Here is a 17973-nt window from a genome sequence, read left to right as displayed (position 1 = left end):
GGTCGCTGACGATGACAATGAGAAATAAGATTTTGACTTTAATTGCTGCTGTAGTGATTTGTCTACTGGCACAAAGCTATGATCAGTATATGGGTGTGATGACGAAAGGGCAGTCGATTGATTTATTAGGAGATTGATACGTTCTCCGTGTTCCGTTCCATATATTTACTGACTTTTTAAAGGGTGAGAAAGCTCGGCAGTGTACGCTTTTTCTTACAGCGATTAGGGGCAATGTCCCATTTTCAGCCTCAGTTGAATTGCCTAATATGAACTCATCAGGAACAGGAAGTTCCAAAACATAAAACAAGAATGATAAGTTTGCGCATCAGGATGTGAGATATGACAGGAGTTGTATCTAGTGAAAGGAATACGAAAAAGCCCGACTTGGATGTCGGGCTTTTTTTATGCGCGATGGATTTGGCTTTCCCACAGTTCAATCAAGAGCTGCATGGATTTGCTCAGTGGTTTATAAGCTGGCCAAATCGCATGAATCGGCATATCCAGTCCATTGGTGGTATCGAGAAAGGCTAGGCGAACCAGACGTTGTTTGGCAAAATGTGCTTGCACCACGGAAAGCGGAAAATTACCCCAACCGAGACCTTGTTCCACCATATCAATGGCCATGGATAAATTATCGCTGTACCAATAAGAATCGGAGACCAAAACCCGACTGTCAGGTAATGGATAATGCTTGCTGGCAACAATAATCTGTCTGAGTTCAGACAGCATGGTGAGCTCATTTTTATTCTGCGCTTTGAGTTGTTGCGCATCTTTGGGGGAAACTGCCGCAACAAATTGTTCCATGCCCAGTAAGCGGAAACGTTCATTGTTGTCGAGTTGTGATGAGCTATAAGCGATATAGAGATCGATCTCATTATTGTGTAGCCGTGTTTTGAGCTCTTGTTGTGGTGCACTGACCATTTCAATATTTAACAAGGGATAGCGTTGAATTAGCTGTTCAATCCCTGCCAATAAAAATTTTTGATTCACATCTGCTGCAATGCCAATGCAGAGACTGGTTTCTAATCCCGTTGAAAGTTCAGTCAGATGTAGGTCGAGCTGACCTAATTTGGTCAGAATTAGTCGGGCATGCGGTTCGATTGAAAGCGCGACTTCGGTGGGGGCAAGGTGATTTTTACTGCGTTCAAATAATTTTAAATTCAGCTCTGCTTCGAGATTGGCAATCGCCATGCTGACCGCTGAAGGAACACGATTTAAGGCACGTGCCGCAGCGGAAAAATTACCACGATCAATAATTTCAAGAATCAGTTCAAGCTGCTCGCGACTGAGTTTCATGGTAATTTCCTTGTCAGTTGTACTGATAACGATTAACTTTTTTTATCAAAATTAAAGCGTAAAATCCACTCATTATTGATTTTAAGGTGTGGTCATGCAAGGAACCAAGAGAAGAGTCACTTACGTATTTTTCTATGAAGTTTTGAGCTTTTTTATCTGTGCAATGGTGCTGGCAGTGCTTTCGGGCACGACGATCAGCCATACAGGACCTTTGTCGATCTTGATTGCTGTGATCGCAGTGACGGTCAATTTCTTTTATAACTATGTATTTGAGATGTGGGAAAAGAAGCAAACATCAAAAAAACGTACGGTACTCAGACGTGTGGCACATGCGATTGGCTTTCAAATTGTCTTGGTGATGATTTTGATTCCATTGATTGCGTGGTGGATGCAGATTAGTTTAGTCAAAGCGTTCTTGCTCGATTTTAGTTTGATGGTGCTGATCCCATGTTATACCTTTGTTTATAATTACTTTTTTGATCATATTTTTGGTTTACCCAGCCATTTGCTTGAGCCAGCCGCGCTGAATGCCAAAACCAGCTCTTAATTGACAGTTTTATGGTTAAATTCATAAAAAAGAGTGCATAAAAATGCACTCTTTTTTATGTGAAATATAAATTATTAGTGTGGCTAAATTTAAATCATTAAAGTCGAATCCAGGTCATATTACGGAAACTATTATTGCTTGGGTTTTTCGCATTGATACTTAGCATTTTGCCTGTTTTACTTAAACGTGCATTCAGGTTGTATTTGTGGCCATCATAAGGATTGAGCCAAACGCCTTGTCCAAATTCCTCATTTTGACTCAACATTTTTAGACCAGTTAGCACTTCCATGCCGATAATCTGCTGGTTTTTTAAAGCACCAGTACATGCTGTACATACAGTGAGTGCAACCTCCTTGGCAGAAGGATACATTTTGACAATCACCGCACTGTATTGTTCGGTTGCAGAATGTTTGCGGATCACGATATCAGACAGGTACGAGCCCGTACGCTCATCGACGACTTTCCACGTCCCAATCAGTGGGTCAGTCGGTGCAGCGTGAATCGCCAAAGGCGTATTGAACCCAAGTAAGAAAACGCAAGCGCGAAGAAAAGAGGTATTTAGCATGAGAATGGCATCAAAAAATAGAAATAGTGAAATGAAACAACAGTTTATTATATTATTTTAGTGGAATGATCACATCATATTTTAGGGAACTTGGCAGTTCCCTTAGGTTTAAATCATGCGGTATAAGCGTTCTTTTGGGAACACTGCGGTAAAGGTCGAACCTTCATTTTCTTTAGAGGTAATTTCCAAGTGTGCGCCGTGTTGCATCAATACGTGTTTCACAATTGCCAAACCAAGTCCGGTTCCGCCTGTCTGACGGCTACGTGCGCTATCGACACGGTAAAACCGTTCAGTTAAGCGCGGCAAATGTTTTGGGTTAATCCCGATTCCATTATCCTGTACGGTAAAATAGGCATGATCACCATCTTCGTGCCAACCAATGGTGATGATGCCGCCTGCAGGCGTGTATTTAATCGCATTGGTAATTAAATTGCTGAATGCACTAGCAATTTCGATGTCAGAACCAATCAGGTCGCAATGGCTATCAATATCCAGATTGAGGGTATGGCCATAATCGAGATTGTAGGCACGCGCATCATCAAAGATTTGATTCATCAGATTGGCCATATCAATAATCTGATTTTTCGCGACTTTTTTATTATTTTCTAAATTTGATAATAATAAGAGGTCATTAACCAAAGCATTCATACGCTTGGTTTGTGACTGCATTTGTGTGAAAGCACGTTTCCAGCGTGGGGTAATATCATCTTGATCAATAAAAGTTTCGATATAACCACTGAGTACGGTCAGCGGTGTACGTAATTCATGTGAAATATTATCAACAAAGTCTTTACGCATTTGCTCGAGGTTATGTACTCGCGTGGTGTCATAAGCAACCAATAGACGACTTTCGCCACCGAAGCGGGTTAGTTTGACTTGCACATAACGATCTTCATCCATCTGCGCTTGCAGACGAATCCCATCAGGAGATTGATCACTGTGGTTAAAATATTCAATAAAACTGGGTTGGCGCAAAATCGACAATAAATTGCGGCCACGATCCAAGGGACTAATCCCTAACAGTTTTTCAGCGGCAGGATTCCACCACTCGATTTGATGTTGATCATCAATCAGGACCACAGCCTCGGCCAATGCCACCAAAGAGGATTGTGCGCGATCAATCAATCCCACCATTTCAGCTTGAACAATGCGTTCTTGACGCTGTGCACGGTAGACATTGAACAGCAATGCACCCCAGATCCCATTCAGATTTGGGGGGACATCATAAGGGCGATTGGAAATCCATTCATTGACCAGATAAAGCGAGCGGAGCTGTAGCATGAAAAAAAGCACGAAGGCGACAAAAATGCAGCTCCAGAAGTAACCCACCCCGAATCCGACTAAGCTTGCAATCAATAAGAAAAAAAGTAACAGTCTTAAATCTTGCTTTGCAAAGGTCCACAAACTGCTGTAGCGAAAACGTTGGTGTTCACGTGCCAGTTCAGGGACGGGGTAAGGTTCATACATAAAGGATTTTTAACCTACTGCTAAATCTGCTCGTGTCGAGAAGCGATAACCTGTGCCACGAACGGTTTGTACAAAACGATCGACACCAAAAGGCTCTAACACTTTGCGTAAACGGCGAATATGCACATCAATAGTACGATCTTCGATATAGACATTACCACCCCAGACTTGATCTAGGAGTTGAGCACGCGTATAGGCGCGTTCTGGGTGCGTCATAAAGAAGGCCAATAAACGATATTCGGTTGGACCCATCTCTAAAATACTGTTGCCGAAACTGACGCGCTGGCTGACAGGATCAAGTAATAAGCCATTGGCATCAATCACTTTCTCACCGCTCAATGCATTGGCACGACGTAATACTGCTTTGATACGAGACACCAATTCACGGGTTGAAAATGGCTTAGTCATGTAATCGTCTGCACCCGCATCAAGACCTTGTACTTTATGGTCTTCTTCACCACGTGCAGTCAGCATGATTACAGGAATTTCTGCCAAGTTTTCATCGCGTTTGAGGCGGCGGCATAAATCTACACCACTCACACCACCCGGTAGCATCCAATCCAGCAAAATAAGCGCAGGACGCTGATCAACGATAATCTGATGCGCTTGTTTGGCATCCTCTGCTTGTAAACATTGGAAGCCTGCCATATCTAAAGAGGTATGGATCATTTCGCGGATCGGTAGCTCATCATCGACAATTAAAATATAGTCATCTTTCACAGCGCAATACCCTTAAAATCTGTAACGGTTTAACCGTTTTGTTGTTATGACAGGCTTATTACAAAGATTAATTATGACAATATCATTGCAAAAGAATTAATAAAGTCGAATTTAGCAATAAATTGTGACAATCGTAGGGCAGCATGGTGACGAATTTATGACAATCCGCTTAGCAATAAAGCAAATGAATTCATTTGCTTAACTGACGTGTAGTTTAACAGCTTTGCGTGTCACAAAACTGTAAAACGATTTTAATTTTTTTGCGAGGTTGTTTCGATAAAAGACAAAAAGACAGCACAGCAGGCGGATAAAACATCTTCTAGAGGCTGTTTGAAGCCTTCCGAGACCCAGCGAATAATAATATGCGTGACATAACCATTTAAGCCTGTCGCCATGAGCGAGACTTCTTCAGTGCTATGTGGGGCATTCGGCATGGTGATCATCACAAAGCCTTGAATGATACGATCGAACTGAGTCAATGTCTCTTGAATGGTGGCTTGATTATGCAGATCTTGCACCAGCATGGCATCAATATAAATAATCCGTGCCATACGTGGATCATCTTTAATCGCACTTAATAAAGCCGACAAACCTGCAGTCACCATATTCTTGGGTTCAGGCGCAGCCATTAAAACGGCTTGGGTTAAGCAGGTTTGCATTTTTTCAATCATTTTTAAGAACACGGTTTGAAACAGTTCTTCGCTTTTCTTAAATGATTCATAAAAATAGCGTTCAGTCAGCTTGGCTTCATTACAGACATCTTTGACGGTAACCGAGAAAAAGCCTTGTGTGCCGTAAGTTGCAATGCCTGCTTCAATCAATTTTTCACGACGTGCTTCTTTGCGCTCAGTTAAAGAGAGGCCTTTGAATTGTCGCTCTTTCACTTCCGTATTGTTTTTCTTGCGAGTGGTTTGATCTTGAGTTGCCATTGAGAAAACCGTTCCCTAAAAAGTCTTTAAATCGTGTGTCTAATATTTGCATTTCAAACGTGTTGTGCCGACTAGCATAACCATATTTTGAAAATATGCCTTGTCTCTTTTAAACATCTTCGGTCATAAATGTAAATAGGCCTATTATGACATGTCGGGTGTTGGTTATTGCCATTTGTCTTAAAGCTAGAGTGTACTATATTGACAACACGTATTGTCAAAATTATATTGGTTACAGGTTAAACAGCACATGGTCTGAGCGAATATGTGCGTATCATTCGCAGTACAAAGGATAGGCAATGAAAAATTTTAAAAATAAAGTCGCAGCGATCACCGGTGCAGGTTCTGGGATTGGACAGCAGTTGGCCGTTTTGTTGGCGAAACAAGGCTGTCATTTGTCATTGAGTGATATCAATGAAAAAGGCTTGGCACAAACTGTAGAACTGGTCAAACAGTATCCTGTGACTGTAACCACCAAAGTGCTTGATGTTTCAAATCGCGATGCAGTGAAACAATGGGCGCAAGAGACTGTACAGGATCATGGATCAGTCAATTTGATCTTCAATAACGCAGGTGTAGCACTCGGCTCGACAGTGGAAGGCGCAAGCTATGAAGATTTGGAATGGATCGTTGGGATTAATTTCTGGGGTGTGGTCTATGGCACCAAAGAATTCCTGCCATTTATCAAACAAAGCAAAGATGGTCATATCATCAATATCTCCAGTATTTTTGGTTTAACTTCGCAACCAACACAATCGGCGTATAACGCAACTAAATTTGCGGTACGCGGTTTTACTGAATCATTACGTCAGGAATTGGATATTGAGAAGGGCGGTGTCAGCTCACTCTGCGTACATCCGGGCGGGATTCGTACCAATATCGCCAAAGCAGCAAAAATGAATGACAGCTTGAAGAGCTTGGGCATGGACCCAAACAAATCAATCAAGCAATTCGATAAGTTCCTGCGCACTCCACCAGAAGAAGCTGCACGTCAAATTTTAAATGCGGTATTGAAAGATAAACGCCGTTTATTAATTGGTACTGATGCGCGTATTGTGGATTCTTTCCAACGTTTATTCCCGACGGGTTATCAACGTATTGCAGCGCTTGCAACCAAGATGATGTAAGTTGTCAGCATGAAAAAAGCCATTCTCTGTGAATGGCTTTTTTATTTGTGTTACAAGGTGGTTTTAGATCAGCACTTTAATCTTGGTCTTTTTCCAAAAGAATTGATAATAAAAGGCTTGGAACAGACATAGACAAACAAAGGACAGCGCATATGCAATCCAAATTCCAGTTAAGCCCCACAATGAGCTAAACCAATACGCGCACGGCACTTCGATCAGAATAATGGTCAAAATATTAATCATCATTGGGATATTGACCGCACCACTGGCACGCATAATCGATGCAAAAATGGCACTGGCACCAAAGAATAGAATCGACCACAGCACAATAAATAACAGTTGTTGACCCAGCTCAATCACACTGTGATCGGTAATAAACAGCGCCATCAGATATTTTGAGAATAAATAAGCCAGAGCAATCAAACTACCCGTGAATAAGAAATTCATGCCCAAAGCGGTACGGGTGACTTTGGCCAATAAATCAGGCTTACCTGCGCCAATCGCTTGTGCAGCAAAAATCGAAGCAGCAATCGAAATCGACAAGGCTGGAAATTGAATGTAGTTCAGTACCTGATTGACTGCGCCGTAGGCAGCGGTGGCATGTGCACCATAATGGTTAATCAAGCCAATAATCACCAAACCCGCTAAGGAGGTGGTGACCATCTGAATCCCAGTCGGAATTCCGAGTTTTAAAATTAATTTACTCAGCTCAGCATCATGGCGAATATGTTGCAGCAATAGACCATCAATTTTCAGTGGATGATTTTTATAGTTTAGATAAATTGCTAAGAAAATCAGCACAGCGGCGTAACCGATAATGGTTGCAATTGCAGGAGCAACAATACCCAAAGCAGGAAAACCAAAATAACCTTTCAGTAAAACGGGCGTCACCCCCAAACCAATCAAGCTGGTCAGGCTTAGGGCAATCAAAGGGGTTACGCTATCGCCAACACCCCGTAAAATCGAGGTGTAAATAATATAGACGAACAGTAAGGGGCTACCCACCAACATCCATTGCACATAAGGCAAGGACAGGTGCATCACTTTAGGATCGGTACCCAGCAATTCTAAAATATGTTTGGCGAAGATCAGACCCAAGACCGCAATAATGCTGCCACCGATCAAGGTCATATAGACCGTGGAGCCAATCACAGAACGGACTTTTTCCAGATTTTGTGCACCCCATGCCTGTCCAATTAGCACCGTGGAGCCTGCAGAAATCCCGATCACAAAGGCCAGTAAAAAGAACAGGATAGGGAAGAATACCGAGACTGCAGCAATCGCATTCACGCCCATCATTTGACCGACAAAGATGGTATTAATGGTGCCCGACAGGTTTTGTAAAATATTGGTGGCAATCAGCGGCACCAGAAACACAAAAAAGGTTTTCCAGAGATTCGGTTGCATCACCAGAGGTTGGCGTGGTGTCATTCAGTTTCCTTCACGCTTCATCCTGAAACGATGGTATTTTTTTCAACATAACATGATCAATTGTGTTGAAGATGAGAGTTCAGTTTCTTTTTGTTGATCAACACTGTACGAGGATTTCACCGGCACGTTGCAGCGTTTGATCGGTCTTGGCGAAGCAGAAACGAATCATACGTAATGATGCGGGTGCTTGTTGATAGAATACCGAAATTGGAATTGCCACAATTTTATGTTGCTCCGCAAGGAATTGGCACATCTCGATATCATTAAGATCAGGACGAATATTGCTGTAATCCAGATTTTGGAAATAGGTGCCTTGAGATGGAATGAAGTCGAAACGTGAATCTTGAATCTGGGCATTGAATAAATCACGTTTTCCCTGATAAAAACTTGGCAATTCTTGAATATGCTCAGGATGCTGCTGCATGTAGTTGGCCAGCGCAATCTGGCACGGTGTGGTGCCACAGAAATTGGCAAATTGATAAATCTGGCGGAACAGACGCATAAGTTGTGGCGCAGCAACACAATAGCCGGTTTTCCAGCCTGTGACATGATAGGTTTTACCGAAAGAACCAATCACAAAACTGCGTTCACGTAATTCAGGGAATTGCAGTGCGCTATGGTGTTTTTGCCCATCAAAAATTAGATGTTCATAGACTTCATCGGAGAGCACCACGATATTTTTATCTTGAATCAAATCAATTAACTGTCGCCAATCCTGTTCTGACCAAATTGCCCCTGTTGGATTGTGTGGGGTGTTGACAATGATCATACGAGTGTTGGCATTGATACTGTCTTTGACCTTTTGCCAATTCACCTGAAAGCTTGGGGCATCTAAATGGATATGTATTGATTTTCCACCTGCCAACTGAACCGCAGGCGCATAGCTGTCATAGCTTGGATCGAAAATAATCACCTCGTCACCGGCATGGATACAGGCTTGAATGGCGCAGAAAATTGCAATAGTTGCGCCAGGGGTAATGGTGATTTCAGTGACAGGATCGAGTTGCAACTGATCACGTGCTAAGAATTGTGTCGCCAGTTGTTGTCTTAAGGCCAGTACCCCGTCACCCGCAGGATATTGGTTATAGCTTGAAAGCGTGGCTTGGCTGAGGGCTTCGAGCAATGCTGGTGGCGCAGGGAAATCGGGGAAGCCTTGGGACAGGTTCAAGGCATTGAGTCGTTGTGCGAGTTCAGTCATGACACTAAAGATGGTAACGCCTTGGCTTGGGAGTTTTGACTGAAGTTGCAACATGATTGAAATGACCTAATAGAATTTTAATGGATTATGTATTTTGACGGTATCTTACCGAGAGCTCATCTAATTTCAGGATAAGCCTTCAGCTGGAGTTACTTTGGATTCGCCCAAAGTAACCAAAAGCATTGTCATTCGCAAAACCTGTTCACTTCTTGCATTGGTTTTATTACATCGCAGAAACAGCACTTAATTGAAATCACGCAGGTTGCGAATGACTTTTTTCGCGTATCTTATTGATGACAGGTTTTTGTAGTCAATATTGACGCTATATTACAAAACATTTTCAACAATGGCACGTATCACACCGAGTGCTAAACCAATAAAGGCACCGACAATCACACCGTTGACACGGATCATATGCAAATCACCGCCAACTTCACTTTCAATTTTGGCGATCATTTCACGAGAATCCCATTCATGAATACGCTCACTAATATAACGAATGATCTTGTCGCTATATTGCTCACTGAAATTGGTGGCTAAGCCGATCATCTTTTCATTCAGTACCTGACGCACTTTTTCATTCTGGATCAGACTTTCACCGAGTTGCTGTATCGCCGCCTGTAAATTGGTGGCAATGCCTGAATCTTCCTGCATTAAATCGGTTTTAATCGCATCACATAAAATCGCCACAGCACCACTGATAAAGTTCAATACCTGTGGACTATCAAGTAAGGCATCTTTGCCACGATTTAGACGCTGGCTGGCTTCACTATCAGGTTCTGCCAGTTCCAGCATCAGGTTATGCGTGGTGGCTTCAATATCCTGACGCCAAGGATGATCAGGATTGGCCAGCATCGATTCAACTTTTTCAATCAGAGAATCAATGGTGCGTTGCTGTACATCAATGCCGATCCAGCTTGCGCCTTTGGCCAGCTTCCAAACGCCTAATTCTTGGAATAATTTACGGGATAAATCACGTGCTTCTTCAGGGTGAGACACCATCCATTCATGCGCCAGATCGAGACCGCGCTGCAACACATCTTGATGGAAATCATTTTCCAGTACGGCACGCAGCATTTCACTGGCCAATTTATTGACCTTGGTACTTCTGACCCATTGCACACTGTTATTTTGAACAAAGTGTGCAATTTGATCTTGGCTGACAAACTCGAAGATTCTCGGCACGGTGTGCTGAATCATTTGCACCACGTGCTGGTTGTTCTTTGGATTGGCCAGCCATTGACCCACAGCCAAACTGATATCGGCATTTTGTAGGCTACGTTCTACGATCTGTGGAGAGAGGAAATTTTCTTGTACAAAGCGACCCATTGACTCGGCAATACGGGCCTTATTGCGTGGAATAATTTCGGTATGATCACGCAATAGTTTCGGTAGGGGCATTCTGCCAAAAGGATTACGGAATAACACCGTCACTGCATACCAATCGGCTAAGCCACCGACCACACCGGCTTCTGCACCAAGCATGAAAATATGGATGAGCCATTTATATTCAGGTAGAAAATGTGCCGCGACCATTAAAGCGACCCATGACATCACTGCAATAATCAGTGCCATGGTGGCGAAGTATTTACTTCGTTGTAAGCTTGGGACGTGGATTTCTTCGACTGAACTCATTGAGTCATCCTTTTAATTTCATTTCTTGTTTTGAGATGGTGCAGGGGGCTGCAACACGTCTCCTGTTGGGCTCAAGCCATATTTAGGCCCTAAGGATTGCAAAATCAGCTGTGCATCAAAGGCATCTGGTGATTGCTGCTGCGTCTTAAAGCACTCGATAGTATACGACACTTGAATCGGATCAATATTGACCACTTGTGGGGTATCGTAGAATGGATCCGGCCAAAAGGCAGGATGGCGACGATAGTAACCATATGGATAATAAGATGGTGTCGGATAAATCACGGCCTGACGAGGTGTTTTATGACGGGCATTACTTGGATCGTCCACCACACTAAAATAGCGGAAACCATTTTTGACCGTGGTTTGCGCTGCTTTGAGCAAGGTAATTTCCTCTGCCGTACCATAACTCAAATTATTATCCGCTTGGAAACCAACGCGGTAAGTTTTGTTATTTAACGGATAAGCGGTGAATTGACCGAGTTGGTCAAAGGTTCTGGGTTTGGAGGGAACCGTTGCACATCCTGCAAATGTCAGTGCGACAAGGAGCGGGGTGCATATTAATAAAGCTTTCATATGCCATTCCTGTGTACAGTGTCGAGGGAGATCGACTTAAAAACTACTATTGGGTTGAGTTAAAAATTCCAGTTCTTCAGCGCTTGAGTGACGGCCTAAAATTGCATTGCGATGTGGATAACGACCAAAACGATCAATGATCACTTTATGCTTTTTCTCAAAGTTTAAATTAATTTCATTGCCTAAGCGTTGAAACAGCTTCAGTGCAAATTCATGCATGAGTTTGGATTCGCTATGCATAAACGGCATATAGAGAAAGGAACGTTGCTCAGGACTGAGTTGTGCATCCAGCTGCAAGCTAATCGCTTCTTGTGACAGGGTCAGTGCCAAGCTGTCGTAGGCAAAGGCCTGTGCCTGATCTCGATATAAATTTCGTGAGAACTGATCCAAGACAATAATTTCAGCCAAACGACCTTCAGGTGTTTGGCGCCATGACCACAGCTCCGCCTGAGCGGCCTGCTGATGAATCTCTGCAAAGGACGCACGAATTTTTGCATCAAAATCATCACTTTTGGCAAACCAAAGTGAACGATGCTCAGGGTCAAACCAAAAATTAAGAATGTCTTGCGCTTGCATGGTCGGGTATCCATTGGAAGATTTATTTTTCAATAAAATCACAATTTTTGCGTGTCTTATGTAACAAGATTGTGATAAAAATTGCCAAACTAAATCAGATGACTAGATTGTAATTGTCGTTATAATTGGCTGAGTCGAAGGGATTGGCATGTTGAACATGTCTGTAGCATCGACGACGTCATTACCATGCATTTGGTTGGCGGATCTTGAATAAGCGAGCATAGAATATGAATCAACCCAGCCTTACTTCCTCTGTGATACCAACTTGGGTAGATGCCTCGCTATTAAAGGGGATGTTACGCGGGATTGAGCGTGAAAGCCTACGCATGCAAAGCAATGGATTTTTATCACAACAAAATCACCCCATTGCCTTAGGTTCGGCACTGACACATCCGTATATCACCACCGATTATTCAGAAGCGTTGATGGAGTTCATCACCACGCCACAAAGTACCATTGCCGCGGCCTTAACTGAGTTAAGCGATATCCATAGTGTGGTACATCAGCAGCTCGAAGAGGGTGAGAAACTTTGGCCTTTGTCGATGCCGTGTATGCTGGATGATAACGAAGAAAATATTAAACTGGCGCAATATGGCAGTTCCAATATTGGTCGCTTTAAAACCCTATATCGCCGCGGTTTAGGGGTGCGTTATGGTCGCCGTATGCAGACCATTTCAGGGGTACACTATAATTTATCCTTTCCAGAACAACTGTTTGCTGTTTTACAGCAGCATGAAAGCAACCCACAATTAAAACAGCTCAGCCTGCAAGATTATCGTAGTCATCGTTATTTTGGTTTGATCCGTAATTTTATTCGTCTGATTCCTTTGGTGATGTATATGTTGGGCGCAAGTCCATCGGTGTGTCGTTGCTTCCTGACCGGTCGTCAGCACCATTTACAACCCTTAGTGAAGGGTACGCTCTATTTACCTGAAGCAACCGCTTTACGGATGGGGCGTTTGGGTTATCAAAACTCAGCGCAAAAAGAGCTCGGCATTCATTATAACGACCTGCATGATTATCTGGATGGCTTACAAAAAGCCGTGCATACCCCCTATCCAGAGTTTACGGCACTGGGCCTCAACGATGAGCAGGGTGAGCCGATTCAGATCAATGATCATGTGTTACAGATTGAAAATGAATACTACAGTCTGGTGCGTCCTAAACAGGTACCACAAGCGGGTGAAACGCCTTCACAAGCCTTAAAAAATCGTGGTGTCGGCTATGTCGAATTACGTGCAGTGGATGTGAATCCGTATAGCGCGATTGGGATTGATGAAATTTCGGCAGGCTTCCTTGAAAGTTTAGCCTTGTACTGCTTACTCAAAGACAGTCCAGATTTATTTGCTGAAGAACAAGAACAGATTGATCGTAACCAAATGGAAGTGGTCAATCGTGGTCGTGCGACAGATGCCAAGATCGAAGAGGCAGATCGTTCGATCTCGTTAAAAGACTGGGCGCAAAGCCATTTAAATGCGATTCGAGCCTGTGCCAAGATCCTAGACCAAATGGATGACACCCAGCTGTATCAAGATGCGATCCAAGTGATGCAGCAACGCCTAGACCATGTCGAAAATACACCTTCAGCGCACGTGATTGCAGACACCTTGCAGCATGGTGGTACATGGAATTTTGGTAGTGTCATGGCACAGCAACATGTTGATCATTATGACCAACATCCACTCAGTGAAGAACGCAAACACTATTTTGAACAATTGGCGCAAACATCGTTGCAAAAACAGGCGCAACTTGAACAAGATAACGACATGAGTTTTGAACAATATCTTGCACAATATCGCTAATATTTTAGAGGATTTCCCATGCGTTGGAATTACCGCCTAGTCAGCGCTGTTTTGGTACTGACCAGCATCATTGGTATCTCATTTGCGTTGTATTTAGAACATGTGCAAGGTTTGGATCCTTGTCCACTCTGTATTTTCCAACGCCTTGGCTTAATTGGGATGGGTATAATTGCGCTTGTGGCATTTATCCATAATCCAGTTTCGAATGGATTTAAACGTTTTTATGCCTTCTTGGCGACCTTATCGATTGGTTGGTCAGTTGGTGTTGCGGCACGTCATGTTTGGCTGCAAAGTTTACCGCCTGATCAGGTGCCAAGCTGTGGACCTGGCTTAAACTATCTGGTGGATGCCTTGCCAATGAAAACCGTACTGCAAGAAGTGCTTTCGGGTTCAGGTGAATGCGCCGCAATAGATTGGACTTTCCTCGGCCAATCTCTACCCGTTTGGTCCCTGGCTTATTTCAGTTTGATTTTATTGATCTGCTTATGGCAGTTATTTAGAAACTATAGCGTTACACAAAAATAAGCAAAACGTTGTTCTATATGATTCTAAAACCCGAAATATGAATGCATGTTTCGGGTTTATTTTGTCACTTAGTCAAAAAAAGTGTAACTTTTTACTAGAAATGGTCGTTTTTTTGTAGACAGTCAGGTCTGTTTTTTATAAAGTTCAGCCGATTCCCCGTACGATCTGATTATAAAAAATGCTTTTTAATATATTTAATGTATTAGAAAAAATAGGGCTAAATGCACAGAAACGTGCCATCCACGTACAATTTTCTAATCATCTACTGAATAATCAAGTTTTTTTACAACGCATACAAGGCCAGCATCAACTCAATGTGGGTTTGGAAGCTGAACTCATCTGCCTGTCGACCAATGCCCAAATTCCCCTCAAACAGTTTATTGGGGTTCAGGTTGCAGTTGATCAGATCACCGATTCAGGGCAACTGTTTCGCACCACGGGGATTGTGACTGAGGCCAGTTATGGGCAAAGTGATGGCGCATTAACCCTGTATAAGCTGACTGTAAACGATGCGACTCATTTATGGCATAAACGCCGTAACAGCCGTGTGTTTATGAATAAAACGGTTGTGGAAATTACCGAAGTTTTATTCAAGGAATGGCAGCAAAGAAGCCCACTTTTTGCAGCAAGTCTGAATCTGGATCTGAATGGCTTAAGCCAGAATTATGATATACGACCCTTTGTGATGGGCTCGAATGAATCTGATTATGACTTTCTAACGCGCTTATGGCGTAGTGAAGGCATTAGCTGGTTGATTGATGAAGCTGAGCTTTTTGTGCCGCATTCGAGTACGCCTGTCAAAGCGCAGAAGCTAAGATTAATAGATGACAATAGCCAGTATCAAGCTCTGGTTCGACGGAGTATTCGTTATCACCGCAGCAGTGCCACAGAATTTCAGGATAGCATTACTGGCTTTGTGGCGGTGCGAAGCCTGCAACCCACAGCCGTGCATTTGCAACGCTGGCAGCCCGACGCCTTGGCACAAGAAGAAGGCGCAGGTTCAGTCGTCACCAACCATAACCATTCGGACAGTTTCGACTCTGCCAGTTTAAGTCTTGAGCAGGCATGGCATATCAGCCCAGCTTGGATGCAGGACTTAAAGGGTGAAGACCAAGCGACAGCTTCTGGGAACAGTCAGTTAGAAAAACTGAATCAGCAATTCAATGATATGTATGCCAGTCAAGCCAAATACTTTAAGGCTTATAGTACTGTGCGCGATAGCCAAGTCGGTTATTGGTTTAATTTCAGGGAACATCCTGAAATTGATCAGCATGAAGGGGCCGATCAAGAGTTCCTGATTATTGCCAAGAATTTCTATAATCAAAATAATTTACCGAAAGATTTACAGCAACAAGTGAGTCAGCTGCTCAGCCAAAGCCGTTGGAATCAACAGGTCGATGATGCTGAGCGTCAAGGTAATGAACTGACCTTGATTCGCCGTCAGATCAAGATCACCCCTGCATATGATCCAGAGTTGCATCGTCCGATTGCTTATCCGCAACGCGCCAAAGTGGTTGGGCCAGAAGGAGAAACCATTTATGTGGATGAATGGGGACGGATCAAGGTGCGCTTTCTGTTTACCCGTAGCGATGACCATGGACATGATGGTGGTGCGGGCAGCAATGACAATGACACCGACTCTGCATGGGTGGATGTCCTCACGCCTTGGGCGGGGGAAGGCTATGGTGCACGCTTCTTGCCAAGGATTGGTGAGGTGGTGGTCATTGACTTCTTTGATGGCAATATCGACCGTCCTTTTGTGACAGGGCGAATTCATGAGGCGCAACGTTCTCCGACCAAGTTTGATGTCAAAGGGCAGCTTCCTGATACTAAAAAACTCAGTGGTATCCGCAGTCAGGAAGTCAATGGCAGTGGTTTTAACCAGTTACGCTTTGATGATACAACGGGGCAAATTAGTACTCAGTTACAAAGTAGCCATGCTGCAACGCAATTGAATTTAGGTAATTTAAGCCACCCTAAAGTGCAGGAAAGCAGTAACGGTCGTGGTGAGGGCTTCGAGCTCAGAACCGATGCTTGGGGCGCTGTGCGGGCAGGTAAGGGCATGCTGATTAGTACCTATGCCCAAGAACAGGCCATTGCTGATCATCTGGAAGCCGCTCAAGCACAATCTTTGCTGTCACAGGGTTATGACAGCATGAAAATGCTCAGTGAAGTAGCTGCAAAGCAACAGACCGATGCGCTGAATGTGATTAACCGTTTACCGAAGTTTATTCAGTCATTGGAGCTTAAAACCACAGGTCAAGCACTGGATAGCACTTTAAATTTATTTAAAGAAGGGATGAGTAAGGATCCGATTCATGCTTTAAAGGATTGTGGTGGTTTTATTGAGGATATTGGTGCCCTCGGCGGTAATGCCAAAGGCGCGGTCGAAGAATTTAATGCGTTCTTTAGTGATGCCAAAGATGCGGTTGAAAATCTGAAAGAGTTCATTGAAAACGTAGAACAGCATGGCGCTGATATTGTCAAAGGTAAGCTTGCCAGTATTAAAGATCGGATTCAGCAAAACCCGTTTGAGAGTATTAAAGAAGTCGGAAAGGTTTTGGCCAATGTCGATATTAAAGATTTTGAGCTGATGAGTACCTGTGGCACCTTTAGTAAAGGCAGCAAGTTAGACATCACCCCGTCCAAAGCATTGGGCTCGTTACAGGGCTTTATGGAGGGTTATACCCAAGGTTTGGAAAGCAGTTCGAATGCTAAACAGCAAGAGCAAGGCAAGATTTTCAGACAGGCCTTGATGTTGTTGGCATCACCGAATGGAATTGCATTAACCACGCCTGAAAATATTATTTTGCAGGCCTCTCAGGATATTGCCGAGAGTGCCAGTGGTTCAATTAACCTGAGTGCACAGAAGAATATTATTGGGCATGCACAGGACAAGATCAGTTTGTTTGCCGCGCAAAAGGGCTTTAGAGCTTATGCAGCAAAAGGGAAATTGGAGTTGCAGGCGCAGGATGATGCGATTGAAGCGATTGCCAAGAAGGTGATTAAACTGATTTCTACTGAAGATAGGATTGAAATCACCAGTCCTAAAGAAATTGTGCTGACAGCGGGTGGTTCTCAGCTGAAGATCAATGCCAACGGGGTGTTTTCAACCACAGGTGGTAAGTTTGAGAGCAAGGCTGGTCAGCATTTGTTTGTGAGTGGCGCAACCGTAAATGCTGAACTGCCTAAAATGCCAGAAAGTGGAATCTTTAGCCGCCGATTTGATTTTAGCGAGTTGGTTAATGCGGATTTATTGAAAGATGGATTTAAATATAAAGTTATTAATCACGCTAAGAAAACAGAATACATCGGTTTTCTTGATCAGTTCGCAAGGACGGGGCGGATCTTTAGTGATAACCCAGATAGCGTCGAAATTCTTTTACTCGGTAAGAATGATGACAGTTCAGATAAGCTACAACTGGTTGAAGAAGTGATCACGGAAGGGCAAGGTCATGGTTCAGATGAGGCTTGTTGCGGTGGCGATGATGATCATAACCATGAGCACGATAGTGATGAACATATTGAAGATACAGATTTAAAAGCAGATTTTGAAAATTTTGGACTTAAGGATTAATT

16 protein-coding genes are annotated in these 17973 nt (G+C 43.4%); 6 read left to right on the top strand and 10 right to left on the bottom strand.

The window, feature by feature from the left end:
• The first annotated feature begins 11 nt into the window (after positions 1-11).
• Positions 12-137, top strand: coding sequence for a hypothetical protein (locus A7P55_RS22785; RefSeq protein WP_016542257.1), 126 nt, complete (start codon positions 12-14; stop codon positions 135-137).
• 265 nt (positions 138-402) lie between these two features.
• Here A7P55_RS22785 and A7P55_RS01935 read toward each other — a convergent pair whose 3' ends face one another.
• Positions 403-1296, bottom strand: a complete 894-nt coding sequence (locus A7P55_RS01935; RefSeq protein ID WP_171550905.1) for a LysR family transcriptional regulator — start codon at positions 1294-1296, stop codon at positions 403-405.
• Between the two features lie 94 nt (positions 1297-1390).
• Between A7P55_RS01935 and A7P55_RS01930 the strand changes: the two genes are divergently transcribed.
• Positions 1391-1843: a PACE efflux transporter gene (locus A7P55_RS01930; RefSeq protein WP_171550904.1), complete on the top strand. Its 453-nt coding sequence runs from the start codon at positions 1391-1393 to the stop codon at positions 1841-1843.
• Between the two features lie 97 nt (positions 1844-1940).
• Here the strand turns inward: A7P55_RS01930 and A7P55_RS01925 are convergent, their stop codons facing one another.
• From A7P55_RS01925 to A7P55_RS01910, 4 genes are all read right to left on the bottom strand, one after another.
• Complete coding sequence (locus A7P55_RS01925; protein ID WP_171550903.1) at positions 1941-2408, bottom strand: DUF2147 domain-containing protein; 468 nt, start codon at positions 2406-2408, stop codon at positions 1941-1943.
• A 108-nt stretch (positions 2409-2516) separates the two neighbouring features.
• A complete protein-coding gene (gene phoR, locus A7P55_RS01920) occupies positions 2517-3875 on the bottom strand; it encodes a phosphate regulon sensor histidine kinase PhoR (RefSeq protein ID WP_171549854.1) in 1359 nt (452 codons plus the stop codon).
• A gap of 9 nt (positions 3876-3884) precedes the next feature.
• A complete protein-coding gene (gene phoB, locus A7P55_RS01915; protein ID WP_004803505.1) occupies positions 3885-4595 on the bottom strand; it encodes a phosphate regulon transcriptional regulator PhoB in 711 nt (236 codons plus the stop codon).
• A gap of 251 nt (positions 4596-4846) precedes the next feature.
• Positions 4847-5524 (bottom strand): TetR/AcrR family transcriptional regulator, encoded by a 678-nt coding sequence (locus A7P55_RS01910; protein WP_065343115.1) that lies wholly within the window; start codon positions 5522-5524, stop codon positions 4847-4849.
• A 299-nt stretch (positions 5525-5823) separates the two neighbouring features.
• On the opposite strand from A7P55_RS01910, the gene A7P55_RS01905 reads away from it, so the two are divergent.
• Positions 5824-6651, top strand: coding sequence for an SDR family oxidoreductase (locus tag A7P55_RS01905; protein WP_171550902.1), 828 nt, complete (start codon positions 5824-5826; stop codon positions 6649-6651).
• 63 nt (positions 6652-6714) lie between these two features.
• On the opposite strand, the gene A7P55_RS01900 is transcribed toward A7P55_RS01905, so the two are convergent.
• The 5 genes from A7P55_RS01900 to A7P55_RS01880 form a co-directional block, all read right to left on the bottom strand.
• A complete protein-coding gene (locus tag A7P55_RS01900; protein ID WP_171550901.1) occupies positions 6715-8082 on the bottom strand; it encodes an MATE family efflux transporter in 1368 nt (455 codons plus the stop codon).
• Positions 8083-8179: 97 nt separating this feature from the next.
• The gene (locus A7P55_RS01895) at positions 8180-9334 is read right to left on the bottom strand and encodes a methionine aminotransferase (protein WP_171550900.1); all 1155 of its coding nucleotides are present in this window, start codon (positions 9332-9334) and stop codon (positions 8180-8182) included.
• A gap of 273 nt (positions 9335-9607) precedes the next feature.
• Positions 9608-10915, bottom strand: a complete 1308-nt coding sequence (locus A7P55_RS01890) for a DUF445 domain-containing protein (RefSeq protein WP_171550899.1) — start codon at positions 10913-10915, stop codon at positions 9608-9610.
• Positions 10916-10933: 18 nt separating this feature from the next.
• The gene (locus A7P55_RS01885; protein ID WP_171550898.1) at positions 10934-11491 is read right to left on the bottom strand and encodes a hypothetical protein; all 558 of its coding nucleotides are present in this window, start codon (positions 11489-11491) and stop codon (positions 10934-10936) included.
• 36 nt (positions 11492-11527) lie between these two features.
• Positions 11528-12067 carry a DUF924 family protein gene (locus A7P55_RS01880; RefSeq protein ID WP_171550897.1) on the bottom strand — a complete coding sequence of 180 codons (540 nt, stop codon included), beginning with the start codon at positions 12065-12067 and terminating at the stop codon, positions 11528-11530.
• A gap of 227 nt (positions 12068-12294) precedes the next feature.
• Here A7P55_RS01880 and gshA point away from each other — a divergent pair, with 227 nt between their 5' ends.
• From gshA to A7P55_RS01865, 3 genes are all read left to right on the top strand, one after another.
• Positions 12295-13869 carry a glutamate--cysteine ligase gene (gene gshA, locus A7P55_RS01875; protein ID WP_171550896.1) on the top strand — a complete coding sequence of 525 codons (1575 nt, stop codon included), beginning with the start codon at positions 12295-12297 and terminating at the stop codon, positions 13867-13869.
• Positions 13870-13887: 18 nt separating this feature from the next.
• Positions 13888-14394 (top strand): disulfide bond formation protein B, encoded by a 507-nt coding sequence (locus A7P55_RS01870; protein WP_171550895.1) that lies wholly within the window; start codon positions 13888-13890, stop codon positions 14392-14394.
• Positions 14395-14572: 178 nt separating this feature from the next.
• Entirely contained in the window at positions 14573-17971 is a 3399-nt protein-coding gene (locus A7P55_RS01865) for a type VI secretion system Vgr family protein (protein ID WP_171550894.1), read from the top strand.
• The last annotated feature ends 2 nt before the right edge of the window (positions 17972-17973 follow it).

The sequence above is a fragment of the Acinetobacter sp. Ac_5812 genome (assembly GCF_013072695.1).
Classification (GTDB): Bacteria; Pseudomonadota; Gammaproteobacteria; order Pseudomonadales; family Moraxellaceae; genus Acinetobacter.
This window is presented reverse-complemented; position numbering and strand designations above follow the sequence as displayed.